Annotated in this window: 29 protein-coding genes; 11 read left to right on the top strand and 18 right to left on the bottom strand. The window is 71.3% G+C overall.

Annotation, left to right across the window (positions count from 1 at the left end):
• Positions 1-367: 367 nt before the first annotated feature.
• The 5 genes from BLT82_RS32990 to BLT82_RS32970 all read right to left on the bottom strand — a co-directional run bounded on the left by BLT82_RS32990 (position 368) and on the right by BLT82_RS32970 (position 3,957).
• On the bottom strand, positions 368-658 hold the full coding sequence (locus tag BLT82_RS32990; protein ID WP_093661598.1) for a DUF4229 domain-containing protein: 291 nt from the start codon (positions 656-658) through the stop codon (positions 368-370).
• 105 nt (positions 659-763) lie between these two features.
• Entirely contained in the window at positions 764-1,288 is a 525-nt protein-coding gene (locus BLT82_RS32985; protein WP_093661596.1) for a GNAT family N-acetyltransferase, read from the bottom strand.
• A 129-nt stretch (positions 1,289-1,417) separates the two neighbouring features.
• Positions 1,418-2,581 carry an aminofutalosine synthase MqnE gene (gene mqnE, locus BLT82_RS32980; RefSeq protein WP_093661594.1) on the bottom strand — a complete coding sequence of 388 codons (1,164 nt, stop codon included), beginning with the start codon at positions 2,579-2,581 and terminating at the stop codon, positions 1,418-1,420.
• Between the two features lie 95 nt (positions 2,582-2,676).
• A complete protein-coding gene (locus BLT82_RS32975) occupies positions 2,677-3,132 on the bottom strand; it encodes an Lrp/AsnC family transcriptional regulator (RefSeq protein ID WP_093661592.1) in 456 nt (151 codons plus the stop codon).
• 159 nt (positions 3,133-3,291) lie between these two features.
• The gene (locus BLT82_RS32970) at positions 3,292-3,957 is read right to left on the bottom strand and encodes a UbiX family flavin prenyltransferase (RefSeq protein WP_093661590.1); all 666 of its coding nucleotides are present in this window, start codon (positions 3,955-3,957) and stop codon (positions 3,292-3,294) included.
• A gap of 93 nt (positions 3,958-4,050) precedes the next feature.
• Between BLT82_RS32970 and BLT82_RS32965 the strand changes: the two genes are divergently transcribed.
• Positions 4,051-4,650: a rhomboid family intramembrane serine protease gene (locus BLT82_RS32965; protein WP_093661588.1), complete on the top strand. Its 600-nt coding sequence runs from the start codon at positions 4,051-4,053 to the stop codon at positions 4,648-4,650.
• A gap of 276 nt (positions 4,651-4,926) precedes the next feature.
• Here the strand turns inward: BLT82_RS32965 and mqnP are convergent, their stop codons facing one another.
• Positions 4,927-5,829 (bottom strand): menaquinone biosynthesis prenyltransferase MqnP, encoded by a 903-nt coding sequence (gene mqnP / locus BLT82_RS32955; RefSeq protein ID WP_093661586.1) that lies wholly within the window; start codon positions 5,827-5,829, stop codon positions 4,927-4,929.
• A complete protein-coding gene (locus BLT82_RS32950) occupies positions 5,826-7,277 on the bottom strand; it encodes a menaquinone biosynthesis decarboxylase (protein ID WP_093661584.1) in 1,452 nt (483 codons plus the stop codon). The genes mqnP and BLT82_RS32950 overlap by 4 nt, the downstream gene beginning before the upstream one ends.
• A gap of 100 nt (positions 7,278-7,377) precedes the next feature.
• Here BLT82_RS32950 and BLT82_RS32945 point away from each other — a divergent pair, with 100 nt between their 5' ends.
• On the top strand, positions 7,378-7,689 hold the full coding sequence (locus tag BLT82_RS32945) for a PLD nuclease N-terminal domain-containing protein (RefSeq protein WP_244529836.1): 312 nt from the start codon (positions 7,378-7,380) through the stop codon (positions 7,687-7,689).
• 21 nt (positions 7,690-7,710) lie between these two features.
• Positions 7,711-8,166, top strand: a complete 456-nt coding sequence (locus tag BLT82_RS32940; protein WP_093661580.1) for a nucleoside deaminase — start codon at positions 7,711-7,713, stop codon at positions 8,164-8,166.
• A 31-nt stretch (positions 8,167-8,197) separates the two neighbouring features.
• On the opposite strand, the gene BLT82_RS32935 is transcribed toward BLT82_RS32940, so the two are convergent.
• From BLT82_RS32935 to hemL, 8 genes are all read right to left on the bottom strand, one after another.
• On the bottom strand, positions 8,198-8,728 hold the full coding sequence (locus BLT82_RS32935) for an SRPBCC domain-containing protein (RefSeq protein WP_093661578.1): 531 nt from the start codon (positions 8,726-8,728) through the stop codon (positions 8,198-8,200).
• 103 nt (positions 8,729-8,831) lie between these two features.
• The gene (ccsB, locus tag BLT82_RS32930; protein ID WP_093661576.1) at positions 8,832-9,911 is read right to left on the bottom strand and encodes a c-type cytochrome biogenesis protein CcsB; all 1,080 of its coding nucleotides are present in this window, start codon (positions 9,909-9,911) and stop codon (positions 8,832-8,834) included.
• Positions 9,908-11,674 carry a cytochrome c biogenesis protein ResB gene (resB, locus tag BLT82_RS32925; RefSeq protein WP_093661574.1) on the bottom strand — a complete coding sequence of 589 codons (1,767 nt, stop codon included), beginning with the start codon at positions 11,672-11,674 and terminating at the stop codon, positions 9,908-9,910. Before resB ends, ccsB begins: the two co-directional genes overlap by 4 nt.
• A gap of 2 nt (positions 11,675-11,676) precedes the next feature.
• Positions 11,677-12,417, bottom strand: a complete 741-nt coding sequence (locus BLT82_RS32920; RefSeq protein WP_093661572.1) for a cytochrome c biogenesis CcdA family protein — start codon at positions 12,415-12,417, stop codon at positions 11,677-11,679.
• A 2-nt stretch (positions 12,418-12,419) separates the two neighbouring features.
• Positions 12,420-13,022, bottom strand: a complete 603-nt coding sequence (locus tag BLT82_RS32915; RefSeq protein ID WP_093661570.1) for a TlpA family protein disulfide reductase — start codon at positions 13,020-13,022, stop codon at positions 12,420-12,422.
• A 126-nt stretch (positions 13,023-13,148) separates the two neighbouring features.
• Positions 13,149-14,399 (bottom strand): polysaccharide deacetylase family protein, encoded by a 1,251-nt coding sequence (locus BLT82_RS32910; protein ID WP_093661568.1) that lies wholly within the window; start codon positions 14,397-14,399, stop codon positions 13,149-13,151.
• A 114-nt stretch (positions 14,400-14,513) separates the two neighbouring features.
• Positions 14,514-15,206 (bottom strand): histidine phosphatase family protein, encoded by a 693-nt coding sequence (locus BLT82_RS32905; RefSeq protein WP_093661566.1) that lies wholly within the window; start codon positions 15,204-15,206, stop codon positions 14,514-14,516.
• Entirely contained in the window at positions 15,203-16,519 is a 1,317-nt protein-coding gene (hemL, locus tag BLT82_RS32900) for a glutamate-1-semialdehyde 2,1-aminomutase (RefSeq protein ID WP_093661564.1), read from the bottom strand. The genes BLT82_RS32905 and hemL overlap by 4 nt, the downstream gene beginning before the upstream one ends.
• 126 nt (positions 16,520-16,645) lie before the next feature.
• On the opposite strand from hemL, the gene BLT82_RS32895 reads away from it, so the two are divergent.
• A complete protein-coding gene (locus BLT82_RS32895) occupies positions 16,646-17,209 on the top strand; it encodes a hypothetical protein (RefSeq protein ID WP_093661562.1) in 564 nt (187 codons plus the stop codon).
• Positions 17,210-17,423: 214 nt separating this feature from the next.
• On the opposite strand, the gene BLT82_RS32890 is transcribed toward BLT82_RS32895, so the two are convergent.
• On the bottom strand, positions 17,424-18,539 hold the full coding sequence (locus tag BLT82_RS32890; RefSeq protein ID WP_093661560.1) for a magnesium and cobalt transport protein CorA: 1,116 nt from the start codon (positions 18,537-18,539) through the stop codon (positions 17,424-17,426).
• 429 nt (positions 18,540-18,968) lie between these two features.
• On the opposite strand from BLT82_RS32890, the gene BLT82_RS32885 reads away from it, so the two are divergent.
• Positions 18,969-19,373, top strand: coding sequence for a hypothetical protein (locus tag BLT82_RS32885; protein ID WP_093661558.1), 405 nt, complete (start codon positions 18,969-18,971; stop codon positions 19,371-19,373).
• On the opposite strand, the gene BLT82_RS32880 is transcribed toward BLT82_RS32885, so the two are convergent.
• Positions 19,294-19,863: a TIGR03086 family metal-binding protein gene (locus BLT82_RS32880; RefSeq protein ID WP_093661701.1), complete on the bottom strand. Its 570-nt coding sequence runs from the start codon at positions 19,861-19,863 to the stop codon at positions 19,294-19,296. The genes BLT82_RS32885 and BLT82_RS32880 overlap by 80 nt on opposite strands.
• 62 nt (positions 19,864-19,925) lie before the next feature.
• On the opposite strand from BLT82_RS32880, the gene BLT82_RS32875 reads away from it, so the two are divergent.
• The 3 genes from BLT82_RS32875 to BLT82_RS32865 all read left to right on the top strand — a co-directional run bounded on the left by BLT82_RS32875 (position 19,926) and on the right by BLT82_RS32865 (position 22,597).
• The gene (locus BLT82_RS32875; RefSeq protein WP_244529828.1) at positions 19,926-20,879 is read left to right on the top strand and encodes a helix-turn-helix domain-containing protein; all 954 of its coding nucleotides are present in this window, start codon (positions 19,926-19,928) and stop codon (positions 20,877-20,879) included.
• A gap of 63 nt (positions 20,880-20,942) precedes the next feature.
• Positions 20,943-21,515 carry a GNAT family N-acetyltransferase gene (locus BLT82_RS32870; protein WP_093661697.1) on the top strand — a complete coding sequence of 191 codons (573 nt, stop codon included), beginning with the start codon at positions 20,943-20,945 and terminating at the stop codon, positions 21,513-21,515.
• A gap of 347 nt (positions 21,516-21,862) precedes the next feature.
• A complete protein-coding gene (locus BLT82_RS32865) occupies positions 21,863-22,597 on the top strand; it encodes a Mut7-C RNAse domain-containing protein (protein WP_093661556.1) in 735 nt (244 codons plus the stop codon).
• Positions 22,598-22,689: 92 nt separating this feature from the next.
• Here BLT82_RS32865 and BLT82_RS32860 read toward each other — a convergent pair whose 3' ends face one another.
• Positions 22,690-23,265 carry a TetR/AcrR family transcriptional regulator gene (locus BLT82_RS32860; RefSeq protein ID WP_093661554.1) on the bottom strand — a complete coding sequence of 192 codons (576 nt, stop codon included), beginning with the start codon at positions 23,263-23,265 and terminating at the stop codon, positions 22,690-22,692.
• A gap of 178 nt (positions 23,266-23,443) precedes the next feature.
• On the opposite strand from BLT82_RS32860, the gene BLT82_RS32855 reads away from it, so the two are divergent.
• From BLT82_RS32855 to BLT82_RS32845, 3 genes are all read left to right on the top strand, one after another.
• A complete protein-coding gene (locus BLT82_RS32855; RefSeq protein WP_093661552.1) occupies positions 23,444-24,877 on the top strand; it encodes an FAD-dependent monooxygenase in 1,434 nt (477 codons plus the stop codon).
• Between the two features lie 96 nt (positions 24,878-24,973).
• Positions 24,974-25,309 carry a YnfA family protein gene (locus BLT82_RS32850; protein WP_093661550.1) on the top strand — a complete coding sequence of 112 codons (336 nt, stop codon included), beginning with the start codon at positions 24,974-24,976 and terminating at the stop codon, positions 25,307-25,309.
• 51 nt (positions 25,310-25,360) lie between these two features.
• The gene (locus BLT82_RS32845; RefSeq protein ID WP_093661548.1) at positions 25,361-26,128 is read left to right on the top strand and encodes an SDR family NAD(P)-dependent oxidoreductase; all 768 of its coding nucleotides are present in this window, start codon (positions 25,361-25,363) and stop codon (positions 26,126-26,128) included.
• The last annotated feature ends 214 nt before the right edge of the window (positions 26,129-26,342 follow it).

Genomic DNA, 26,342 nt, shown 5'->3' with positions numbered 1-26,342 from the left:
TCGGGGGAAGCCGCCGGGTGATACCGGGTCAGACCGGGCGGCAACAGACCGCGGACCTGCCGGGGGCGCCTCCGGGACCGGCGCAGCGAGGCGCGAGGGGGAGGCGCAGGTCGACGTGCAGGCGCGTCACGAGCGGAAGGCTCATGACCGTTTCGGGGCACGCTGCTGTCGTCATGGCCCACACGTTAACACTTGAACTTTGAGATCCTCAAAGCCGGACTTTGAGTCGGCATCGCGCCATCGCGTGTCCGGAAACAGCACGGCCCCGGCACGGGAGCGTCTGCTCCCGTGCCGGGGCGTGGGGTCTGTGGAGTCCGGTGTGACGAAGGTTACGTCAGCCGGTGGAGCCACCGGACTCCGTCGCGCGCTACTGGACGTCCTCGCGCGTGCGGTTGGCTTCCAGGCGGGTCTTGGCCCGGTCGACCTTCGCGGCGATCTGCTCGGACATCGCCTCGCGCTGCCTGCGCAGCAGGACGAAGCTCAGCGGCGCCGAGATCAGGACGGACAGGACGAGCACCCACAGCAGGTTGGAGTCGCCCAGGCCGCGCGGCAGTACGCGCAGGTACACCAGTCCCCACAGGACGAAGAAGCAGCCGACGAAGACGCCGAGCCGCATGAGGGTGTACCGGAGCGTGGCGCTCGTCTTGCTGTCGGACACGACGGCCCCTTTCCTTCACTGAGTCGCCCGTCCAGTGAAGCACGTCCCGACTGTGGTCTTTTAGGCGGCTCCGGCAGGACCGGGCCACACGGCACCCGAGGCGGGTCACACCAGCGGGAGCAGCATCGTGATGTCGTCACGGAAGTCGCCGTCGGAGACGCGGATCGCGTCGGGCACCCGCCCGACCTCCTTGTAGCCGCAGGAGGCGTAGAACCGCTCCAGCCCCGCGCCGCCGCGGCAGGTGAGGCGTATCGCCGTGATGCCGCGCATCCCGCGTGCCACGCCGGCGGCCTCGGCGAGCAGGTCCCGGCCGTAGCCCTTGCCCTGGTGCCGGGGGTGCACCATCACCGTGTAGAGCCAGATCCAGTGCCGCATCAGCCGGTGCGCGTTGTGCGTGAGGAACGCGGCGGCGGCGACGTCGCCCTGCTCGTCGCACCCGACGAGCAGCCGCGCCCGCCCCTCGGCCATCGCCACCAGATGCCGCACCAGTTCGGGCCGCACGTCCTCCGTGCTCACCGGCGGGACGAAACCCACGGCCCCGTCGGCATTGCTCACGTCGGTCCAGAGCCTGAGGATCCCGTCGCGGAGCGCGGGGTCGACAGGCGGATCGAGCGTGAATTCCAGGGCCATGCCCCCGACGATAACAACGCCCCGGCCCCCGCCCGCCGGCCCCTGGTGGGGGCGGGGCACGCCCTCGCGGGCGGGTGGGACCGGGGCGCAACGGCCGCGGGCTCGGCCCCGTGTGCGGGGCCGGATGCGTCAGACCCGCATGGGCTGGGGCGACTCGCGGCGGTCGCCGTCGGGGCCCGGGTACTCGCGGATGACCTCGTAGCGGGTGTTCCGCTCCACCGGGCGGAAGCCGGCGTCGCGGATCAGCTCCAGCAGGTCGTCGCGCGTCAGCTTGTTCGGCGTGCCGTAGTTGTCCGCGTCGTGGGTGATCTTGTACTCGACGACCGAACCGTCCATGTCGTCCGCGCCGTGCTGCAGCGCCAGTTGCGCGGTCTGCACGCCGTGCATCACCCAGAAGACCTTGACGTGCGGGACGTTGTCGAACAGCAGCCGGGAGACCGCGAAGGTCTTCAGCGCCTCGGCGCCCGTCGCCATCGTCGTCCGGGCCTGGAGCCTGTTGCGGACCTTGCCGTCCTTCATGTCGACGAAGTCGTGCTGGTACCGCAGCGGGATGAAGACCTGGAAGCCGCCGGTCTCGTCCTGAAGCTCACGAAGCCGCAGGACGTGGTCCACGCGGTGGCGGGGCTCCTCGATGTGCCCGTACAGCATCGTGCACGGGGTCTTCAGACCCTTCTCGTGCGCGAGGCGGTGGATCCGGGACCAGTCCTCCCAGTGGGTCCGGTGGTCCACGATGTGCTGGCGGACCTCCCAGTCGAAGATCTCGGCGCCGCCGCCGGTCAGCGACTCCAGACCGGCGTCGATGAGTTCGTCCAGGATCTCCGACGCGGTCAGCCCGGAGATGGTCTCGAAGTGGTGGATCTCGGTCGCCGTGAAGGCCTTCAGCGAGACGTCCGGCAGGGCCTGCTTCAGCTCGCGGAGGGACCGCGGGTAGTAGCGCCACGGCAGGTTCGGGTGGAGCCCGTTGACGATGTGCAGCTCGGTGAGGTTGTCGCTCTCCATCGCCTTGGCGAGGCGGACGGCCTCCTCGATGCGCATCGTGTACGCGTCCTTCTCGCCCGGCTTGCGCTGGAACGAGCAGTACGCGCACGACGCCGTGCAGACGTTCGTCATGTTGAGGTGGCGGTTGACGTTGAAGTGGACCACGTCACCGTTCTTGCGCGTACGGACCTCGTGCGCGAGGCCCCCCAGCCAGGCCAGGTCGTCCGACTCGTACAGGGCGATGCCGTCCTCGCGGCTCAGCCGCTCGCCGGCCCGGACCTTCTCCTCCAGCTCGCGCTTGAGCCCCGCATCCATGCGGCCGCCTCCCAGATGTCCTCGTACTGCGCTTGTCCCAGGGCCTTTTCCCGGGAGCGCCCCCGGGATCGCCGGAGGCCCCACCCACGTTACGCCTAGACCTCCTCGGGCAGGTCCCCGACCCGGTTCTCCCACTTCGTGGACAGCACGATGGTGGTACGCGTCCGCGAGACGCCCTTCGTCCCCGAGAGCCGGCGGATCGTCTTCTCGAGTCCGTCGACGTCGCTGGCACGGACCTTGAGCATGTACGAGTCGTCGCCCGCGATGAACCAGCAGTCCTCGATCTCCGCCAGGTCGCGCAACCGGCGTGCCACGTCCTCGTGGTCGGTGGCGTCGGAGAGGGAGATGCCGATCAGCGCGGTGACGCCGAGGCCGAGCGAGGCGGCGTCGACGGTCGCCCGGTAGCCGGTGATGACGCCGGCGGCCTCCAGACGGTTGATGCGGTCGGTGACGGAGGGACCGGAGAGTCCCACGAGCCGTCCGAGCTCGGCGTACGAGGCCCTGCCGTTCTCACGCAGGGCCTGGATGAGCTGCCTATCCACGGCGTCCATATGCCTGAGCCTTCCATTATTCATCGCTACCGCAATTTTACGTGTGAAATCCAAGGCGCGCAGGGTGTACACCCCGCGCTGCCCATGCGTATCCCGAACGATCGAGGACGTGGACGGCCCGAAACCCGCCGGCCGCCGGTCCCCTCGCGGGTCGGTCGGCTAGTCGGCCCTGGAGCCCCCCAGCTCTCCCTCCCAGCGGCGGTACAGACCGTGCGCGACACCCGCCGCGTCCAGCGCCCGCCCCGCCACGAAGTCCACCAGGTCCTGGATGTGCGTCGCCCCCGCGTAGAAGGCGGGGGACGCCGGCAGAACCACGGCGCCCGCCTCGTCGAGCGCCACCAGGTGCCGCAGGGTCTGGCCGTTCAGCGGGGTCTCCCGCACGGCGACCACGAGCTTCCGGCGTTCCTTGAGCGTCACGCTCGCCGCCCGCTGGAGCAGGTCCTTCGACAGCCCTAGCGCCACACCCGCGACGCAGGCGGTGGACGCCGGCACGATCAGCATGCCCTTCACCGGGTACGACCCCGAGGACGGTCCTGCGGCCAGGTCACCGGCCGCCCAGTGGCGCACCGCGCTCACGTCCACCCGGAAGGTCCCGGGCTTGCCGTCCGCACCGCGCTCCAGCCAGGTGCGCAGATCGTCCTGCCAGTGCGCGTCGCGGAACGCGATCCCCGTCTCGTCGAGCAGGGTGAGCCGCGATGCCCGCGACACCACCAGGTCGACGCTCTCACCCGCGTCGAGCAGCCCGCGTACGACGGCTGCGGCGTAGGGAGTCCCGGACGCCCCGGAGACCCCGACAACCCACGGGGTGCGGTTGGCGTCGTTCATGGGATTGAGCCTATCCGGCCACCCGGTGGCGGAACCGAGTCAGGTGCCCCGGACGTTTCCGGGGGGAGACGCGGGAATCACAGGGGGCCCACGATGTCGACCACCTCGCTCGAACCGAGCCGGACCGACCGGGCGAAGGCCGCCGGCAAGCTGGTGCTGGCCTGGGTGGCCCTGCTGTGGGCGCTGGAGGCGGTGGACCATGCCACGGGCAACAGTCTCGACGCGTACGGGATCACGCCGCGCGAGCCCGGTGAGCTGGCGCACGTCGTCCCGGCGTCCTTCCTCCACTTCGGCTTCGGACATCTGGCGTCGAACACGGTCCCGCTGCTGGTCTTCGGCTTCCTCGCCGCGCTCGGCGGCGTCCGCCGCTTCCTGGCCGTGGCCGCGCTGATCATCGTCGCCGACGGCATCGGTGTCTGGCTGATATCGCCGCCCGGCTCGAACACGGCAGGCGCGTCCGGTCTCGTGTTCGGCCTCTTCGGCTATCTGCTGGTACGCGGCTTCGTGGACCGCCGGCCGCTGGACGTCGGCGTCGGGCTGCTGATCGGCGCGATATGGGGCAGCTCGATCCTGCTGGGCCTCTCCCCCGCGAACACGGGCGTGAGCTGGCAGGGGCACCTCATCGGACTGGTCGCGGGCGTCGTGGCGGCCTTCGTGTTCCGCCGCCGCAGGCCCGCCGCGACCACGGCCTGACGGGGCCGCCCCGGCACGGGCCGGGGAGCGGCGCGCTCAGGCTCGTCCCACTCGTCGGAGAGCTGGGCTTCCAGCGCATTCCACACCGCCCTGATCGTCTTGGCGTGGTGCGGTTTGACCGGACTCATCACAACGGCACCCTCGACGATCTCCGTCCGGTAGTCCGGGAACATGCCGTCGAGACGGTGAGCTGCGAGTGCAGACGGTCCATCTCCGAGACGGTGACAGGCACACCGGCCTCCCTGCCCATGCACTCGATGGCAGGCCGCACGGTGGCTACGGGGTGAGGCCCCGAACGCCCAGATCGATCAGGGCGCACACGAACAGGGCAATGCCGATGAAGCCGTTGACGGTGAAGAACGCGCGGTTCAGCCGGGACAGGTCGTGCGGCGTCACGATCGTGTGCTCGTAGACGAACGCGACCGCGACGATCACCAGGCCCAGCCAGAGGAACGGCCCGGCACCGGTGGCCAGGGCGTACCAGACGAAGAGCGCCATCGTCACGACGTGGCAGGCCCGGGCGCCCCACAGGGCCGCCGGGATGCCGAAGCGGGCCGGGACCGACTTCACGCCGTGGGCACGGTCGGCCTGCACGTCCTGGCAGGCGAAGATCAGGTCGAAGCCCCCGATCCACACCCCGACGGCCAGCCCGAGGATCACCGCGTCCCACGACCAGGCCCCGGTCACCGCGAGCCACGCGCCGACCGGCCCCATGGCCTGGGCGAGACCGAGGATCGCGTGCGGGAAGTTCGTGAAGCGCTTCCCGTACGGGTAGACCACCATCGGGACGACCGCGACCGGCGCGAGCGCGAGGCACAGCGGGTTGAGCAGGGCCGCGGCGCCGAGGAAGACCACGACGGCGATGCCGGCCCCGGTCCAGGCCGACCGCAACGACACCGCTCCGGTCACCAGCTCCCGGCCGACGGTCCGCGGGTTACGGGCGTCGATCTCGCGGTCGATGATCCTGTTGCAGGCCATCGCGAAGGTCCGCAGTCCCACCATGGCCACGGTGACGAGCAGCAGCGTGACCCAGTCGACGCTCCCGTCGCTCTCGAACATCGCGGTGAGAGCGGCGATGTAGGCGAACGGCAGCGCGAAGACCGAGTGCTCGATCATCACCAGCCGCAGGAACGCCTTGGTCCGGCCGGGCCCCGGTACGGCCGCCGCGGACGCGCTCACAGGCCGTACTCCTTCCACCGGCGGTCGACCAGCGCCGCCGTGTCCGGGTCGGAGAGCACCATCTCCGGCCAGCCCCCGTCCCGGGTGTAGCCCTCCTCGGGCAGCTTCCTCGTCGCGTCGATGCCCGCCTTCCCACCCCAGAACTGCTGGTAGGAGGAGTGGTCGAGGTGGTCCACGGGACCCTCGACGACCGTCAGGTCGCGGGCGTAGTCGGTGTTGCCGAGCGCCCGCCACGAGACCTCGTGCAGATCGTGGACGTCGCAGTCGGAGTCCACGACGACGATCAGCTTGGTCAGCGACATCATGTGCGCCCCCCAGATGGCGTGCATGACCTTCTGGGCGTGCTTCGGGTACTTCTTGTCGATCGAGACGATCGCGCAGTTGTGGAAGCCGCCCGACTCGGGCAGGTGGTAGTCCACGATGTCCGGCACGATGATCTTGAGCAGCGGGAGGAAGAAGCGTTCCGTCGCCCGGCCGAGCGGGCCGTCCTCCGTGGGGGGCCGTCCCACCACGATCGACTGGAGCAGCGGGCGCCTGCGCATCGTCACACAGTCGATCGTCAGCGCGGGGAAGTCCTCCTGCGGCGTGTAGAAGCCGGTGTGGTCCCCGAACGGACCCTCGGGGAGCATCTTCCCCGGCTCCAGCCAGCCCTCCAGGACGACCTCCGCCTGCGCGGGCACCTGGAGCGGCACGGTCTTGCAGTCGACCATCTCGATCCGCTTGCCCTGGACGAAGCCTGCGAACAGGTACTCGTCGATGTCCCCGGGAAGCGGCGCCGTCGAGGCGTACGTCACGGCGGGCGGGCAGCCGAACGCGATGGCGACCGGCAGCTTCTCACCCCGCCGCGCGGCCACCTGGTAGTGGTTGCGGCTGTCCTTGTGGATCTGCCAGTGCATGCCGATGGTGCGCTTGTCGTGGCGCTGGAGGCGGTACAGGCCGAGGTTGCGCACCCCGGTGTCCGGGTCCTTGGTGTGGGTGAGGCCCAGGTTGAAGAAGGAGCCGCCGTCCTCGGGCCAGGTGAACAGCGCGGGCAGCCGGTCCAGATCGACCTCGTCCCCGTGCAGGACCACCTCCTGCACCGGAGCGTCCTTCACCTTCTTCGGCGGCACGTGCGTCATCGCGCCGAGCTTGCCGAACGCCTCGCGCACCCCGACGAAGCCGTGCGGCAGCTCCGGCCTCAGCAGCCCGCCGATCTTCGAGCTGATCTCGTCGTACGACTTCAGGCCCAGTGCCTTCAGCAGCCGGCGGTCGGTGCCGTACACGTTCATGGCGAGCGGCATGGAGGAGCCGCGCACGTTCTCGAAGAGCAGAGCGGGGCCGCCGGACTTCTGGACCCGGTCGACGATCTCCCCGACCTCCAGGTACGGGTCGACTTCGGCCTTGATGCGCTTGAGGTCGCCCTCGCGCTCCAGCGCCCGGAGCAGCGAGCGAAGATCGTCGTAAGCCATGCCGTCCAGTATCGGCCACTCGCTACGCTGGACTTGTCACGGGGGCCGTTCCACGGTCCCGTTCTCCGCACGCAGGGGGCCGCCAATGCTTCGGGTGCTGATGTTCTTGGTGCCGCTGGCGCTCAGCATCTACGCCTTCATCGACTGCATCTCCACGGACGAGAAGGAGATCAGGCACATCCCCAAGCCGCTCTGGGCGATCCTGGTGCTGCTCTTCCCGCTGGTGGGGTCGATCTCCTGGCTGATCGCCGGAAAGGACCGCGGCACGCCGCGTCCGGCGCGACGCGGCGGCTGGGTGGCTCCCGACGACAACCCCGAGTTCCTGAAGTCCCTCGACGACGAGGGCAAGCCGGAGCAGTCCCGGGACCGGACGAAGGACCAGAAGCGCGACGAGGACCCGGGCACGTCCTGACGACGACGGGAGGGCCGGGTCATGGACCGGGAGTCGGCACGGAAGTGGCTGTCCACCGCCCTCGACGAGGCGCGCGCGGGCCTCGCGGAGGGCGGCATCCCGATCGGCGCCGCGCTGTACGGGGCGGACGGCTCGCTGCTGGGCCGCGGGCACAACCGCCGGGTCCAGCACGACGACCCCTCGGCGCACGCCGAGACCGACGCGTTCCGTGCCGCGGGACGTCAGCGGTCGTACCGGGGGACGACGATGGTGACCACCCTCTCCCCCTGCTGGTACTGCGCGGGGCTGGTCCGGCAGTTCGGCATCTCCCGGGTCGTGGTCGGCGAGGCGGAGACGTTCCACGGCGCCCACGGCTGGCTCGCGTCGCACGGCGTGGAGGTGCTGGTCCTGGACGATCCCGCGTGTACGGCGCTGATGCGGGAGTTCATCGACGGGCGCCCGGACCTGTGGCACGAGGACATCGGCGACGACGGCTGACCCGCCGCCGGCGCCGTCCCGCGCCGTCCGGTCAGGAGCGGGCGGCGTACTCCGCGCGGAGCTGCTCGAAACGCTCCGGGGTCCAGGCGGACCAGTCCGCCGGCCGCCCGTCGAGCGCGTCCGACAGGTACTCGAAGTGCTGGTGCCAGCCGGCCAGATTGTCCAGGCGCCGCCCGTCCGGGCCGGAGAACTCGTTCGTGAAGCGCAGCACCGTGGCGAGCGAGTCGGCGGGCGCCGGCTCCATGTGGAAGCGGATGCGGCCGTGCGTCCCGACGGTGTACTCCGCGACGGCCTCCCGGTCCCAGGCCGAGACCCGCCCGGAGACCACGGCGCCTTCGACGCTCGGCTCCGCGTTCAGCCAACGGAGCTTCACCGCTCCGTCCAGCTGGGGTTCCAGCAGATCGGCGGCGGCCAGCCACTGAGGCAGGCCCTCGGGCGTGGCCACGGCGGCCCAGATCCGCACCACCGGGTGCGGCAGATGGAGCACGAAGTGCAGGACGTGGACCGGGCCGTCGTCGCCGGTGCGGGTCTCGCTGGTGCCGTAGGGGATCGCTTCCGTCATGGCACCAGCGTCGCCCGTACGGGCCGGGCCCGCTACCGTGCCTCCCCCACTCGGCCGCCTGCTGGGAGGTCCCGCGGGACGCCTCCCGGCACGGGCGGGGGGCTCAGACGCCCGCGTAGCCGTGGAGGCTGTTCACGAAGAGGTTGACGCCGTAGTAGTTGAAGAGGAAGCAGGCGAAGGCGATCAGCGCGATGTACGCCGCCTTGCGGCCCTTCCAGCCGGCGGTGGCACGGGCGTGCAGATACGCGGCGTAGGCCACCCAGGTGATGAAGGACCAGACCTCCTTGGCGTCCCAGCCCCAGTAGCGGCCCCACGCGTCGCCCGCCCAGATCGCCCCGGCGATGATCGTGAACGTCCACAGCGGGAAGATCGCGGCGTTGATGCGGTACGCGAACTTGTCCAGGGACGCGGCGGCCGGCAGGCGTTCCAGCACCGAGCGGGCGAACGAGCCGGGGTTGCCGCCGCTCGCGAGCTTGTTCTCGTAGGAGTCCCGGAAGAGGTACAGCAGGGTGGCGACCGCGCCCAGGTAGAAGACAGCGCCGCAGAAGATCGCGGTGGAGACGTGGATCCACAGCCAGTACGAGTGCAGGGCCGGGACGAGCTGGTCGCTCTCGGTGTAGAGCCAGGTGACCGCGATGCCCAGGTCCAGCAGGACGGTGGTGACCAGCGGCAGACCGATCCAGCGCACGTTCTTCCCGGCGAGGAGGAAGACGAGGTACGCGCCGACCGCCACCGTGGAGAAGGTGGTGGAGAACTCGTACATGTTGCCCCAGGGGGCGCGCTGCACCGAGATGGCGCGGGTGACGACGCCGGCGGCCTCGATCAGGAAGGCGAGGGCGGTCAGTGAGACCGCGATCCGGCCGTACATGTCGCCCTGCTGGTCACCGCCGGCCGCGCCGGGGCCGTCGGGCACGTCCCGGGCTCCCGTCGAGGAGCGGGTGACGACCTTGGGGCGCTCCAGGACGGCGGCCCCGCCGCCCTTGCGGGCGACCTGGATCTTCGGAGCGGCCGCCGTGCCGTTTGCCGTGAGGGCGGCCGCGGTACGGCCGACCTTGCTGCGGCTGCCGAACGTCCACTCGGCGATGTGCGCGAGGAAGGCCAGGGTGTACACGGCCATGGCCGAGTAGATCAGCACGTTGCTGAACTCGGCGAGGCTCTCGTTGTTGGCGGCGGCGAGATTCACTTCTCAGCCCCTTCGGCAGGAACAGCTTCGGAAGGTTCGGGGTCCGGCGCGGTCGGCGCCTTGGTGTTCAGCGATGCGGCCAGCTCGGCCAGCTCCTCGGGGAGCCTGGCGGACTCGTTCCGGCCCAGCCCCGCCATCTCGACGACGGTGACGCCGTCCTCACCGCGCACGGCGCGCACCCACACGCGGCGGCGCTGGATGAACAGGGAGCCGACGAGCCCGGTGATCGCGGCGACGGCTCCGGCGAGGGCGAGTCCGTTGCCCGGCTGCTGGGAAACCTGGAAGCTCGCCCACTCCTTGATCTCCTTCTCGAAGGTGATCGAGCCGGCGCCGCCGGGGAGCTTCATCGTCTCGCCGGGCAGCAGGGTCTGCTTGAACACCTCGCCCTTGGCGTCCTTGAAGGGCTTCATCTTGCGGGTGTCCAGCTGGTACACGTTCTGCGGGACGCCGGAGTCGACGCCGAGACTGCCGTGGTACGCGCTGAGGTTGAGCGCCGGGAAGACCAGGGCCGGGAACTGGGAGAACATCTGGCCGTGGCCCTTGCCCGCGTAGGTGGGGACGAAGAACGCCGGGAAGCCGAGCTGCTCCTTCTTGCCGTCCTTGTTCCGGTAGCCGTCCATCACCTTGATCACGCCGGTGGAGCTGACGTTGTTGTCGATCGGCAGCAGCGGCACGGCGGCCTTGTGGACGACCTGGCCCTTGCCGTCGCGGACGGTGACGACGGGCGCGTAGCCGTGGGCGAGCAGATAGACCCTGGAGCCGTCGATCTCCAGCGGCTCGTTGACGCGGATGACGGCCTTCCGGTCCTTGCCCTCGGCGCCCTCCGCGTAGGTGACCGCGGCCTCGTAGGTGCGGGCCGTGCCCTTCTGGGGGCCGCTGGGCTCGTACGTGCCCGTGAACTGGTCCAGGGTGAAGCTGAACGGCGCCAGGTTCTCGACGTCGAACAGCGACCCGGACTTGAAGTCGTCGTACTGGGTGAGGGTGTTCGCGAAGCCGTCGCCCTCGACGATCAGCTTGCCGCCCTCGGACTTGAAGAGCTGCCCGGCGGCGAAGGCCACGAGCATCACGATCAGGGCGACGTGGAAGAGGAGATTGCCGACCTCGCGGAGGTAGCCCTTCTCCGACGCCACCGCGTCCCCGGCGACATGGGCCCGGAACCGCCGCTTCCGCAGCAGTGCGAGCGCGGCCTCCCGGACCTCCTCGGGCCCGGCCTCGGTGCGCCACGTCGCGTACACGGGCAGCCGGGTGAGGCGTTTGGGCGCACCCGGCGGCCGGCCGCGCAGCTGGCCGGTGAACTGCCAGGTCCTGGGGACGATGCAGCCGATCAGCGAGACGAACAGCAGGATGTAGATCGCGGAGAACCACACCGAGCTGTAGACGTCGAAGAGCTGGAGCTTCTCGAAGACCGGCGTCCAGAACTCGTTGTTCGTCTTCCAGGTGCGGACCTTCACCTCGTCCACGCTGTTCTGCGGGATGAGGGAACCGGGGATCGCGCCCAGCGAGAGCAGGAAGAGCAGGATCAGCGCCACGCGCATGGAGGTCAGCTGGCGCCAGAACCAGCGGATCCAGCCGGCCGTCTCACGGAACCCCCAGGCGAGCGCGCCGGCGGGACCCGGCGCGCGCCGTCCGCCGAAGGAGCCGGGCACGGCCCGCTCCTGGGGTGCGGTGGAGAGCTGCTCCCCCGCGCTGCCGAGGTCACCGGCCTCCTGGCCGGCCTCCCGGGCGGCGTCGGGCGTCTCCGTCGTCGTCTCGGTCTTGCTCATGGTCAGATTCCCACCTGGAAGCCACTGGACCAGCTCTGCATCTCCTGCACGAGGATGTCCCACGCACCTGTGAGCAGCAGCACGCCGGTCGCGATCATCATGCCGCCGCCGATCCGCATCACCCAGGCATAGTGCCGCTTGACCCAGCCGAACGCACCGAGCGCCTTGCGGAAGGCGACCGCCGCCAGCACGAACGGCAGTCCGAGGCCCAGGCAGTAGGCGGCGGTCAGCAGCGCGCCCCGGCCCGCGCTGCCCTGCTGCGCGGAGAGGAACGTCACCGAGGCGAGGGTCGGGCCGATGCAGGGGGTCCAGCCGATGCCGAACAGCGCGCCCAGGACCGGTGCCCCCACGAGCCCCGTCACGGGCCGCTTGTGGAAGCGGAACTCGCGCTGGGTGAGGAAGGGCATGAGGCCCATGAAGAACACGCCCATCAGGATCATGAGGACGCCGAGGGCCGTGGTGAGGACCTCGCGGTGCTCCTGGAGGGTCCAGCCGAAGAAGCCGAAGAGGGCCCCGCCGGAGACGAAGACGGCGGAGAAGCCGAGCACGAAGAGCGCGGCCCCGGAGGCCATCCGCCCCTTGCGGGCCTCCGCCAGATCGCTGCCCGTGACGCCGGTCACGTACGACAGGTAGCCGGGAACCAGGGGAAGTACGCAGGGGGAGAAGAAGGACACCAGGCCCGCCAGGACGGCGACGGGAAGTGCGAGCAGCATCGCGCCGCTCATGACCGTCTCGTTCTGCATCCCTACTTCTCCGCGACCACGGGGTCGATCATGGAGCGGAGCTGCTTGTCGTCCAGTGCCGTCAGCGCGCGGGCCGCGATCTTGCCCTCACGGTCGATGACGATCGTGCTCGGAATGGCCTGCGGATTGAGGCTGCCCTTGGGGAACTTCAGGATCAGCTTGCCGATGGGGTCGTGGAAGCTCGGGTACCGGACCTCGTAGTTCTTCTCGAAGGCCAGCGCCGGACCGGTCTGCGGGTCGCGGGTGTTGATCCCGACGAACTCCACGCCCTTGCTCCTGGTCTCCTCGGAGACCTTGGTCAGGTAGGGCGCCTCGGCGCGGCAGGGAGCGCACCACGAGCCCCAGAGGTTCAGCACGACGACCTTGCCCTTGTAGTCGGCCAGATCGAGCGGCTTGCCGGTGAGGTCCTTGCCGGCGAGCTGGGGGGCCGCCGTGCGCTTGCCCTTGGCCGCGGTGGAGATCCCGCCCGTGCCGGTGACGAAGTTGGTGTCACCGCCGCCGCCGGACCTGCCGTTGGAATCGCCGGTGCACGCCGACAGCGTGAGCGCGGCGGCGAGGGCTCCGACGGCGAGCAGGGTGCGTCGAGGGGCACGGACAAGGCTCATGTGAAAAGTTTCGCATGAGGGTTCAGGAGATCTTGGCCGCCCCCCTTGCTGCCCGTAACGCCCCTTGTCAAAGGTGGTTAAAGAGCGTGGCGCGCCGGATCGGCACGCCGCATTCCGCCGGGCCGGCTACGCGGCGGTTTTGAGGAAGGCGTTCCAGCCGCCCTCCGGAGACTGTCCGACCTCGAGAGTGCGGAGCTTCGCGAGGATCTTCGGGTCCTGCACGTCCAGCCAGTCGCAGAACTGCCGGAAGGACACCAGCCGCACGTCCTTCTTCCCGGCCATGGACTTCAGCGCCTCCTCGACCGCGTCCATGTAGATGCCGCCGTTCCACTGCTCGAAGTGGTTGCCGACGAAGAACGGCGCGCGATTGGACTCGTAGGCCCGCCGGAATCCGTTGAGATAGGCCTCGGTGGCCTGCCTGCGCCAGCCCGGGTAGCGCGAGGGAACTCCCTTGGTCGAATTCCCGGACTGGTTGGCGAGGATGTTGTAGTCCATCGAGAGCACCTCGAAGGAGTGGCCGGGGAACGGCACGGCCTGAAGGGGCAGGTCCCAGAGGCCGCCGCGCTTCTCGGGCCACTTCTGGCGGCCGCCCGGGGAACTCGCGTCGTAGCGCCAGCCCAGCTTCTTCGCGGTCGGCAGGAGGTTGTCCTGGCCGAGCAGACAGGGGGTGCGGGCGCCCACGAGTTCCTTGCGGTAGTCGAAGGGGAGCGGCTCGAGTTCCGTCCAGCCGCTGTTGCCCTTCCACTGCGTGACGAAGGACACGGCCTGGTCTATCTCGTTCTCCCACTGGGCGGGCGTCCAGTTGCCGACCGAACCCGATCCGCCGCAGAAGTGCCCGTTGAAGTGGGTGCCTATCTCGTGCCCTTCGAGCCACGCCTGCCGCACGTACTTCAGGGTGTCCTTGATGTGCGCGTCGGTGAGGTAGCCGATGTCGGACGCGCCGACGGGGTTGTTCGGCGGACGGTAGAGCGATTTCTTCGACTCGGGCAGGAGATAGAGCCCGGAGAGGAAGAACGTCATCGCCGCGTCGTGGTTCGCCGCGAGTTCCAGGAAACGCGGGAAGAGGCCGTTGCCGACTTCGCCCGCGCCGTCCCAGGAAAAGATCACGAATTGCGGCGGGGCCTGCCCCGGCTCGAGCGGCACCGGGGCCTCGGGCTGCTTCGGCTGCTTTCCCGTGTCGGCGGTCGAGCCGTCGCCTATGAGCCGTACCGGCTTCTCCGCAGGGCCGGGGGCCTTGGCGTCGCCCCCGCCCGCGTCGCCGCCGTCCCGCCCTGGCCTCCCGCCGCCGCCCGGGCCGACGCCGCAGCCCGCGGCTCCGAGGGCCGCGGCGGCACCAATTCCCGCTCCCAGCAGGCTCCTTCGGGTGATGTTGCGCATGCCGACCGTCCCCGTTTCCTGTCGCGTCCCCGTACGTACTCGCATTCAGTGAGATGGCGTGCGGAACCCAAAGGTTCCCGGGGTTAGCACGGGATGTGCGGGACAGCCAGACGACTATGCGCCAAACGCCTTCGACTTTCCCTTGACCGGTTTGGCACCGGCGAGGAGATGCGGCGGAACGAGATCGCGCGCGGGCTCCGAATACCCGACCGAGACGATCCTGTCGCCCTCGAACGTGAAGGTCGTCAGCGACGCGAGCGTGCACTGCCGGCGCCGCGGGTCGTGCCAGAGCCGGCGCTGCTCGACGTGGCTGCGCACGATCCAGATCGGCAGCTGGTGGCTCACCAGGACCGCCTCGTGGCCGCGGGCGGCGTCCTGGGCGGCGCCCAGCGCGCCGAGCATCCGCACGACCTGCTCCGTGTACGGCTCGCCCCAGGACGGCCGGAACGGATTGGTCAGGTGCCGCCAGTTGCCCGGCCTGCGGAGCGCGCCGTCGCCGACCCCGAACGTCTTGCCCTCGAAGACGTTCGCCGCCTCGATGAGCCGCTCGTCGGTGTCCAGGGTCAGCCCGTGGGCCTTGGCGATCGGCGCGGCCGTCTCCTGCGCCCGCTCCAGCGGGGAGGCCACCACGTGGGTGACGTCACGGTCGGCGAGGTGCTCGGCGACGCGGTCGGCCATCCGGCGTCCCAGCTCGGACAGGTGGTAGCCGGGGCGGCGCCCGTAGAGAACGCCATCCGGATTGTCCACTTCGCCGTGCCGGATGAGATGGACGACGGTCCTTTCCGTATTGATCCCCGTACCGGTCATGCCGTGGCCTCCGCGGCGGCGCGGGCGGCGGCGGGCAGCGCGGCGGCGATCCGCTCGACGGCCGCGTCGTCGTGGGCGGTCGACACGAACCAGGACTCGAAGGCGGACGGCGGAAGGTAGACCCCTTGGGAGAGCATCGAGTGGAAGAAGGCGTTGAAGCGGAAGGCCTCCTGGCGCTTCGCGTCCTCGTAGTCCCGCACCTCGCCGTCGGTGAAGAACACCGAGAACATGTTGCTCGCCGACTGCAGCCGGTGGGCGACGCCCTCCTTGGCCAGCGCGTCGGTGACCAGGCCCCGGACGGCCGCGGAGACCGCGTCGACCTTCGCGTACGCGGCGTCGTCCAGCAGCCGCAGCTGGGCCATGCCGGCGGCGGTCGCGACCGGGTTCCCGGAGAGGGTGCCCGCCTGGTAGACCGGCCCGGCCGGGGCGAGGTGCCCCATGACGTCGGCACGCCCGCCGAACGCCGCCGCCGGGAAACCGCCGCCCATGACCTTGCCGAAGGTCATCAGGTCCGGTACGACGCCGTCGACGCCGAACCAGCCCGCCCTCGACGTACGGAAACCGGTCATGACCTCGTCGGAGATGTAGAGCGCGCCGTTCTCGGCACAGACGTCCTTGAGGCTCTGGTTGAAACCGGGAAGCGGCGGGACGACGCCCATGTTGCCCGGCGACGCCTCGGTGATGACACAGGCGATCTCGCCGGGGTGCGCCCGGAAGGCCGCACGGACCGCGTCCGCGTCGTTGTACGGCAGCACGATCGTGTCGCCGGCCTGCGCTCCCGTGACACCCGGGGTGTCCGGCAGCCCGAAGGTCGCGACCCCCGAGCCGGCCGCCGCCAGCAGCGCGTCCACGTGCCCGTGGTAGCAGCCGGCGAACTTGATCACCTTCGCCCGTCCGGTGAACCCGCGCGCCAGCCGGATCGCCGACATGGTGGCCTCCGTACCGGAGGAGACGAGTCTCACCTGTTCGACCGGGGCGACTCGTGCCACGATCTCCTCGGCGAGCGCGACCTCGCCCTCACCCGGCGTACCGAACGAGGTCCCGCGCGCGACGGCCTCCTGCACGGCCGCGGTGACCTCGGGGTGGGCGTGCCCGAGGATCATCGGACCCCACGAGCACACGAGGTCCACGTACTCGCGGCCGTCGGCGTCGGTCAGATACGGGCCGGTACCCGACACCATGAACCGGGGGGTACCGCCCACGGCGCGGAAAGCACGGACGGGAGAGTTCACGCCGCCGGGCGTCACGAGGGACGCGCGGTCGAAAAGCGTCTGCGAAACTGGGGCGTCATAGGGAAAGCTCACGGAATCCATGGTGTCAGAGGCACGGGACGTTCTTGCGGACAGGTGTTTCACCACACGTCCGTGGGGGAGGTCACTGTCACGATGATCGGGTTGCGCGGCGGGGGCCGTGCGTCCTAAAAGCAGTCGGGTGGAGATATGCATCGCGGTGGCGGACTGGGCGAGGGGACTGACGACCTGGGTCCCGAGCCTGCCCGGCGTGGGAGGCACCGGCGGCACGAGGCGGGCACGCCCGAGCCCGTGGAGAGCAGGGGTGGCCGCGGCATGGGGGTGACCTACAAGTACTTCGGCGCGCCCGACGGCGCGACGGCCGCCCGAGTGCCGATTTCGATGCGCCCGGAGGAACTGGGCGGTGACGAACTCGGTATGGGCGGAATGTTCACCAAGATCAAACCCGAGACGATAGCCGCGATGGTTCTCACGGGTATTCAGGGCATGCCCCTGCACAAGGTGCCCCCGCTCGAGCTCGTGGTCCTCCACCCCGACTACGCCGTGGTGAAACTCCCGATGACGGTCGTCGACCCGCTCCGCGACATCGGCGAGGAATCGGTGGGCGCTGCCGCGTTCATCTGGTCCACCGTCCCGGACCGCGGTGGCCCGCGGGACGCGTTCGACGTCTACCAGCTGCTGCACGAATGGCAGGATTTCAGCCATCGTCTGCACGAGGCGGGGCACCAGCCGTACTGCCTGGTGTGGCCCTGATCGAGGCCGCTGCGGACACGGGGACCGGCGGGGCGCCGACGGCGAGTGCCGCCGCCGGGGAGCCTCGGCGGGCGTGCCGGCTCCGCCGCATCGCCCGAGGCCGTGTCCGGCACATGGCGCCGTCCGCCCGTAGGACGCCGGGCGGGATGTCTCCGACGCCCGCGGGCCGCAGGCGCATCCCGCGGATCCCGCCGGCGGAGGCGTTCGCGGCGGCTCAGAGCCAGCCGTTGCGGCGGAAGCCCCGGTGGATCACGAGGCAGGCGAGCGAGACGACCGCTATCACGAGGGGATAGCCGTAGACCGAGCCGGTCAGCGGCATGTGCTCGAAGTTCATGCCGTACGCCCCGCAGACCATCGTCGGGACGGCGACGATCGCCGCCCAGGCCGTGATCTTCCGCATGTCCTCGTTCTGCGCGACGGTCATCTGGGCCAGGTGCGCCTGCAGGATCGAGTCGAGCAGCGCGTCGTAGCCCTGGATCTGCTCGCCGGCCCTGGCCAGGTGGTCGGAGACGTCACGGAAGTAGGGCCTCGTCTCCGGGGCGATCAGCGAGGCGGGCTGGTGGGCCAGGGCGTCCAGCGGACGGCTCAGCGGTGACATGGCCCGTTTGAACTCCAGCAGCTCCCGCTTCAGCTGGTAGATCCTGCCCGCCTCGCCCCGGCCGGCGGCGCCGCGGCCCGCATGACCCGAGAACACGGCGGACTCGACCGCGTCGATGTCGTCCTGGACGGAGTCCGCGACGGCGAGGTACTCGTCCACGACGAAGTCCGCCACCGCGTGCAGCACCGCGGACGGGCCCTTGGCGAGCTGTTCGGGCACGGCTTCGAGGGCCTCGCGGAGCGGGCCGAGGGAGCCGTGCCTGCCGTACCGGATGGTGATCACGAAGTCCCGCCCGGTGATCACCGTGATCTCGCCCGTCTCCACCACCTGGCTGGTGGAGGTCGGCTCGGCGTGCCCGGCGTACCCGACCGTCCTGAAGACCGCGAGCAGGGTGTCGTCGTAAGGCACGACCTTCGGCCTGCTGTGCGCGTCGACGGCGTCCTCGATCGTGAGCGGATGCAGCCCGAACAGCTCGGCGAGTTCGTCGAATTCCTCGCGGGAGGGCTCGTGCAGTCCGATCCAGACGAAGCTGTTGCTCGTGGGATCGGAGTCGTTCTCCTTGCGGACCCGGCGCAGCGCCTCCGCGGCCGGGCAGCTCCCGGCCTGCCGTACCCCGTCCGCGTAGCCCACGCAGTTGACGACGGCACTGCCGAGGGGCGACCGGGCCGGATGGCTCAGGTCGACCGTGCGGCGGTAGGCGCGGCGTACCGCGCGACCGAGGGTACGGATCATCGACAACGCGGACTCCCGGGCGGGCAGGGGGTGATGCCTCACCGCCAGCCTCTCGAACGGGAAGTCGGTTGTAAATGACGGACGGTGTGCGGTGGTTCGCGGCTGGGGCCCCTCCGTGCGCCCCTTGTCCGCGGACCGTGAGCAGGTGCGTGACCCGGTGGGTGAGGGCCGGCGACCGGGAGGTCGTCGCCCGGCCGCGCGACGGACACGGGTGGCGAAAGTCCGGTGAGAGTCCTGCGGTGATCCTGCGTCCCCGGCGTCTTTCGGTCCGTTCACACGCCGTTGCCGGACATCCTTTTGAACGGTGAACTAACTCCAGCCGGGCGCTCTGGCTGCCGATGTCCGGACTGCGCCCGTCGGGAGTCGCTCCGACGTGCCGTGACGGTCCTGACACGAGACACGAGTTCTCCGAGCCCGAGGAGGTCCGGCGTGGGTGACGTCCTGCTGGCCCTGTGCATCCCGCTGACGCTCTGCGCGAGCGGTCTCTACGCGGTGTGCGACAGCTGGTGGCGGCGGCGCAGGCGCGGGGTGGTGCCGCGTCACCTCTATCCGGGCGTGTGCTCGTACGTCTACGCCTACGAGCACCCCCGCGCGCACGCCGGAGCCCGGCTCGCGGAGCGGGAGATGCTCGCCGCGGCGGAGGAGATCGTCGACGAGGCCTACGCGAGGCTGGCGTGGCTGTACGACGGCGCGGGCCCCGGCGCGAACGGCGACACGGCCACGGACGTGGCCGCCGGCACGGGTGCCGGCCGGGTCAGCTCGGACTCCACCGCGGATCACGGCCCGTCGCGGCCAGCACCCGCGCGAACGGTGGTCCGTCCGCCGGAACGCTGACCGGCTCACCGAACGCTCCGTACCGGCGGGCCTGCGGCGCCATCTCCTCGACCGCCGGGCCGAGTTCAGCGACGACCTCCGGATCCGGTGCGTACTCCCGGCCCGTCGCGCGCGCCAGGTCCCACACGTGCACGGTCAGATCGGCCAGCACCATGTGCCCCACGGTCCTCGCGGGAAGGCCGAGCGCGCCCGTGGTGCCCTCCTCCGCACCCGGCCCGGCCCATGCCTTGACCAGGCGCGCGGTCTCGTCGGCGAAGATCTCCCGCCAGTCCCCCTCCGCCGTGCGGTCCGGCGTCGTGGAGAAGTCGGTGTCCTGCTTGGCTGCCAGCGCCTGGAAGTTGACCACGACCTGCAGCAGGTGGTTGATCAGCGCGCGTACGTCGTACTCGGGGCAGGGGGTCGGAGCGGTGAGCGCGTCCTCGGTCACCCCGCGCAGGACGGGGAGCGCGCGCTCGGTGGTCGCGGCGAGCAGTTCACTGATGGTCTTCATGCCGCAACGGTGGCCGCGCCGCAGCCCGGGCGTCTTGAACAAACGCGACATAGGATCCCGGCATGGCGACCAGGAGCGAGCCCGGTGGGGCCGGCGGGTCGAAGTCCGCCGACGGGGCGCGCGCGGCCGGGGAGCCGGGACCGCGGCGCGACACCAGAGGGATCGTGGACGCCCCGGAGCTGTTCGCCCGCGTACGGTTCCGGCGCCGCGAACCGGCCCCTCCCCTGCGCCCCTACCTGGAGCACTACTGGCTCGTCGACTGGGACCTGCCCGAGCCGTACGTCACGCACGTCGTTCCCCATCCGTCGGTGAACGCCGTCTTCCAGCGGTACGGGGACGGGGAGCCGTGGTGCGAGGTCGCCGGCATCGGTCTCGGACTCTTCACGCAGAAGCTGCACGGGCGAGGGCGGGTCTGCGGAGTGCAGTTCCGGCCCGGCGGGTTCCGTCCGTTCGCTCCGGCGCGGCCGGTGTCGGCGTGGACCGGACGGCGGGTGCCGGCGGCCGACGTGTTCACGGCGGCGGTGGACGCCTCGGCCGTCGTCGTCCCCGACGTCGAGGACGCCCGGGTGGCCGCCCTCGACGACTTCCTCCTCTCCCTGCGACCGGCGGCGGATCCGCAGGCGCGCCACGCGATGGCCCTCGTCGAGCTGGTGCGCACGGACCGCACGATCCGCAGGGTGGCCCAACTCGCCGCGGTGGAAGGGATTTCGCCGCGGACCCTGCAACGGCTCTTCGCCGCGTACGTCGGTGTCGGGCCCAAGTGGGTCATCCTGCGCTACCGCATCCACGAGGCACTGGAGCGAGCCGAGGCGGACGGCCCCGCCGCTGACCGGGCCGGGCGCACCGCCGCGCCCGGTGCGGGCGCGGCCGGAGCGCGTCCCCGGGGCGCCGAGCCGGACTGGGCGGCCCTCGCGGCGGAACTCGGCTACAGCGACCAGGCCCATCTCGTACGCGACTTCACCACGACGGTCGGTGTCCCGCCCACGGCGTACGCGGCGACGAGAACACCCGGGTGAGCTCGTGCTCCGGCTGAGCTCGTGCTCCGGGCGTTGTCGGTGCGGGGGCGTACCGTGCCGGTCATGGACGAGACGACAACGGTTGTGCGGATCGAGCCCTGGTCGGAGGGCGACCTCGAGCTGCTCCGGGCCCTGAACGCACCTGAGTTGACGGAGTACCTCGGGGGACCGGAGCCGGAGGAGAGACTGGCCGAGCGGCACCGGCGCTATGTCGCCCTGAGCGCGGACCGGTCGGGGTCGGGGCGGATGTACCGCGTGGTGTCGGCGGACAGCGGGGAGCCCGTCGGATCGATCGGGTTCTGGGAGAAGACCTGGCGCGGCGGCGAGGTCTACGAGACGGGGTGGAGCGTCCTGCCCGGCTTCCAGGGGCGGGGGATCGCGACGGCCGCGACGCTGGCCGTCGTGGAGGAGGCCCGCGCGGCGCACAAGCACCGCCATCTGCACGCCTTTCCCTCCGTCGGCAACGTCGCGTCGAACGCGGTGTGCCGCAAGGCGGGCTTTTCCCTGATCGGGGAGTGCGACTTCGAGTACCCGCCGGGCACACCGCTGCGCAGCAACGACTGGCGCCTCGACCTCGGCGAGCCGGCGCCGGGCCGGGCGGGCTCGGCTCCGGAGGGGGCAGGGACCGGTTTCTGAGCGGGGGCGTCCCGCAGAGGCCGGGCCGGGTCCGATCAACGGGGCGGCTCCCGGGAGGGGACCGGACCGCAGGCGGAGACGGCTCGACGAGAGGCAGGGACCGGATCGACCGACCGGATCGAGCGCGGAGGCGGCTCGTTCCCGGCGCCGGCGGTGCGGCGACTCCCTCCCGGCGGTGGCGGCCCGGAGCGCACCGGGCCCGGCGGCGGCCGGCGTTCCCCGTTCGGTGATGACCGGACGGCCTCCCAGCCGGCCCGTGCCCGCGCTTCCCACGCGGCGGCCCGGAGCGCCCCGGGCCCGGCGGAAACCGCTGGCTGGCGCCGTCCGCCCGATGGCATCCTGGCGGCGTGAACGGACCGGAGATCCACATCAGCTTCGCCCCCGAGCTGCGGCTCTTCGTCCCGGCGGAGCGCCGGGGCGGGCGGACCGCCCTCGTCACGGACGGCTCGTCGAGCCTCGGGCACGTCGTCGAGTCGCTCGGGGTCCCGCTGACCGAGGCCGGGCGGCTGCTGGTGGACGGCAGCCGTGTCGAGACCTCGTACGTCCCCGCCGAGGGCGAGCACGTCCGGGTCCTGGGCGTCGAGCGTCCGCAGCGGGTGCCGGGCGCCCCTCTCCGGTTCCTCCTGGACGTCCATCTCGGCACCCTTGCGCGGCGGCTGCGGCTCCTGGGCGTCGACGCCGCGTACGAGAGCGAGGACATCGGCGACGCCGCACTGGCCGCGCTCTCGGCGCGCGAGCAGCGCGTGATGCTGTCCCGGGACCGGGGTCTCCTGCGCCGCCGGGAGCTGTGGGCGGGTGCGTACGTCTACAGCGACCGCCCCGACGACCAGCTCCGTGACGTGCTGCAGCGGTTCGCACCCGCTCTCGAGCCGTGGACCCGCTGCACGGCCTGCAACGGCTGCCTCGCGGACACGGACAAGACGGCCGTCGAGCACCAGCTGGAGCAGGGCACGCAGCGTTCGTACGACGTGTTCGCGCAGTGCACGGCCTGTGAGCGGGTCTACTGGCGCGGCGCGCACCACGCCCGTCTTCAGGCGATCGTCGAGGGTGCGCTGCGCGAGTTCGGCGACGCGGCCGCCTGACCGCGTCCGGCGCATGGCGCCGTCCGCCCGCAGCGCGGGGGCTCGGCACCGGCCCCCCGGCGGCGGGTCCACCGCCACGTCGCCCGGGACCGCTACGGGCTCTCGGCGGTGAGATACCGCTGGATCGTCGGGGCGAGCCAGGCGATCACCTCGTCCCGGCTCATCCCGACCGCCGGCGGGATCCGCAGCACATAGCGGGCGAGGGCCATTCCCAGGATCTGCGAGGCGACGAGCGCGGCCCGGCGCGGAACCTCTTCCCGTACGGGGCACACTCCGGCGGCGATGGGCAGCAGCTGCCCCCGGAACATCTCCGTCATGCGCTCGGCACCGGCGGCGTTGGTGACGCCGACCCGGAGCATCGCCGTCAGCACTTCGTCGTGCTCCCACCGGTCGAGGAAGTGGGCGACGAGCACCGCCCCGATGTGCCGGCCGGGCATCGCCCCCAGCGCGGGCAGCCGCAGGTCGATCTCGGACGCCGCGGCGAAGAGCCCCTCCTTGTTGCCGTAGTACCGCATCACCATCGACGGATCGATTCCCGCGTCCTTGGCGATGGCGCGGATCGTGGCCCGCTCGTACCCGTCCGCGGCGAAGCGTTCACGGGCGGCTTCGAGGATCGCGGCGCGGGTGGCGTCCGAGCGGCGCGGTGCCGGAGGTGGTTCCGAGTTCATGCCAACAAATGTAGGCCAACAGGCGTTGACACGCCAGCGTGCGCCGATCTAACGTTGCCAACGAGCGTTGGCCAACATCCGTTGACCGCATTCGCCGAGCCAAGTGCGCCGGGCTGCCCGTGCTCCGGCAAGAAGACACCGGCGCCCCGGCGCCCGAGTGCCGACAGGAGGCACCGCCATGACCGAACAGACCGCCGCCCCGAACACCCCCGCCGCCACGGAGACGGACGTGACGGTCGTGGGGGCGGGGCCCACCGGGCTCCTGCTCGCCGGCGACCTCGCGGCAGCAGGCGTCCGCGTCACCGTCATCGAGCGCAGGCCGCCGACGAGGAGCAACCTGACCAGGGCCTTCGGAGTGCACGCACGCACGCTGGAGCTCCTCGACGCCCGGGGTCTGGCGGACGAGCTGGTGGCGAAGGGCACGCCGATCACGGGCCTGCGGCTGTTCCGCCGGCTCTCCCTCGATCTGTCCCGGCTGGCATCCCGCTTCCCGTATCTGCTGATAGCCCCGCAGTACGAGGTGGAGCGGCTGCTGGAGCGCCGTGCGCGCGACGCCGGGGCCGACTTCCGGTACGGCACCCGGCTGCGCGGCCTGAGCCAGGACGGGGGATCGGTCACCGCCGAGCTCCACGACGAGGACGGTCGCGACACGGTGCTGCGGTCCCGCTACCTCGTCGGCACGGACGGGATGCGCAGTTCGGTGCGGAAGTCGCTCGGCCTGCCCTTCCCCGGCGTCTCCGCCATCCGCTCGATCCTGCTCGCGGACGTACGGCTCTCCGAGGAGCCGGAGAATCTGCTGACGGTCAACGGGACGGGCCGGGCCTTCGCCTTCATCGCCCCCTTCGGCGACGGCTGGTACCGGGTGATGGGCTGGCGGCGCGACGACTCCCGGCCGGACGACGGGCCGGTCGACCTGGAGGACGTGCGCGAGGTCGCCCGCCAGGCTCTCGGCACCGACTACGGCATGCGGGACCCCCGCTGGCTCTCCCGCTTCCACAGTGACGAGCGCCAGGTCCCCGAGTACCGCCGGGGGCGGGTCTTCCTCGCCGGGGACGCGGCCCATGTGCACTCCCCCGCGGGCGGCCAGGGCATGAACACCGGCCTGCAGGACGCGGCGAACCTGTCCTGGAAGCTCGTCGCCGTCCTCCGGCACGACGCCCCGGACCCCGACGGCCTCCTCGACACGTACCAGGCCGAGCGGCACCCGGTCGGCGCCCAGGTGGTGCGCAGCAGCGGGGCGATCGTGCGCCTCGCCATGGCGCACACACCGCTCGAGCGCCTCGGGCGCGCCCTCGCGACCAGCCTCCTCAACGTGGTTCGGCCCGCGGCGGACAAGGCGATGGGCATGATCTCGGGCATAGGCATCTCCTACGGCGCCCCGCGCGGGGCCCACCGGCTGACCGGCCGGCGCGCCCCCGATCTCGCACTCAGGGAGGGCCGGCTCTACGAGCTGCTGCGCAGGGGCGAGTTCGTCCTGGTGGCACCGGACGTCGCGGACACGGCCTGCGCACCGGCGGCGCCCGGCCCGGTCGCCAGGGCCCACTACAGCGGCTCGACCCGCACGGCTCTCCTGGTCCGCCCGGACGGATACATCGCATGGGCACAGGACTGAGCCGAGGGCACGGCGGGAGCGGACCGCACCCGGGCACCCGGCGCGTAACGGCGCCCCGAGGCTCGGCCACCGCCCCGGAGATGCCAGGCTGACCCCATGGTCGTCGCCCGCTCCGTGCTCCTGTTCGCCGTCGCCGCCGTCTTCGAGATCGGCGGCGCCTGGCTGGTGTGGCAGGGCGTGCGGGAGCACCGGGGCTGGATCTGGATCGGCGCGGGCGTCCTGGCCCTCGGCGCCTACGGGTTCGTGGCCACGTTCCAGCCGCAGGGCGACTTCGGCCGTGTCCTCGCGGCCTACGGCGGGGTGTTCGTGGCGGGTTCGATCGCCTGGGGCATGGTGGCCGACGGCTACCGCCCCGACCGCTGGGACGTCCTGGGCGCCCTGATCTGCCTGGCGGGCATGGCGGTGATCATGTACGCGCCGCGCGGCCGGTGACCGTCTGCCTATCCTGACTTCTGGTAACGATCAGTTGACCGAGGAGCCGTCATGACCGCCACGCCCATCGCCGTCGTCACCGGAGCGAGCAGCGGAATCGGCGCCGCCACCGCACGGAGTCTCGCCGAGGCCGGCTACCACGTGGTCCTCACCGCCCGGCGCAAGGACCGGGTCGAAGCCCTCGCCACCGAACTGACGGACGCCGGGCATCGGGCGACGGCCCATCCCCTCGACGTCACCGACCGTGCCGCCGTCGACGCCTTCGCGGCTTCCCTCGACGGCTCCGGGCCCGTGAAGGTCCTGGTCAACAACGCCGGCGGAGCCCTCGGCGCCGACTCGGTCGCGACCGGCGACCCCGCCGACTGGCGCCAGATGTACGAGGTCAACGTCATCGGCACGCTGAACGTCACACAGGCCCTGCTTCCCGCGCTCACCGCCAGTGGCGACGGCACGGTCGTCGTCCTCTCGTCCACCGCCGGCCATGGCACGTACGAGGGCGGCGCGGGCTATGTCGCCGCGAAGCACGGCGAGCACGTCCTCGCCGAGACCCTGCGTCTGGAGATCGTCGGCACACCGGTCCGCGTCGTCGAGATCGCCCCCGGCATGGTCAAGACGGAGGGCTTCGCGACCACGCGATTCCGGGGCGACGCGGAGAAAGCCGCCAAGGTCTACGAGGGCGTGGCCGAACCGCTCACGGCCGAGGACGTCGCCGACACCGTCACCTGGGCGGTCACCCGGCCTGCTCACGTCAACATCGATCTGCTGATCGTCCGCCCCCGGGCCCAGGCGTCGAACACGAAGGTCCACCGGCAGCACTGACCCGGCTCGCTCCTCTGGCCGCCGGCCCGGCCCAGCGGCCGTTCCCGCCCGCGCCACCGCGCACACGGCCGGACCCGGCCGCCGGTGCCGGGGCACGACCGCGACGGGCCGTCCGTGAGCACGACCGCACCTGCGGCCTGCCCGACCACCTGAGCACGCTTTCTCCGGCAGCCCGCCCCGCGCCCGCCCCGGCGCCCCGCCCTGAATACGTCGG

Origin of the sequence: Streptomyces wuyuanensis, from assembly GCF_900103455.1 — a bacterium.
GTDB classification, from domain to species: Bacteria; Actinomycetota; Actinomycetes; order Streptomycetales; family Streptomycetaceae; genus Streptomyces; species Streptomyces wuyuanensis.
The sequence above is the reverse complement of the archived record's forward strand: the minus strand, read 5'-3'. Positions and strand labels throughout refer to the sequence as shown.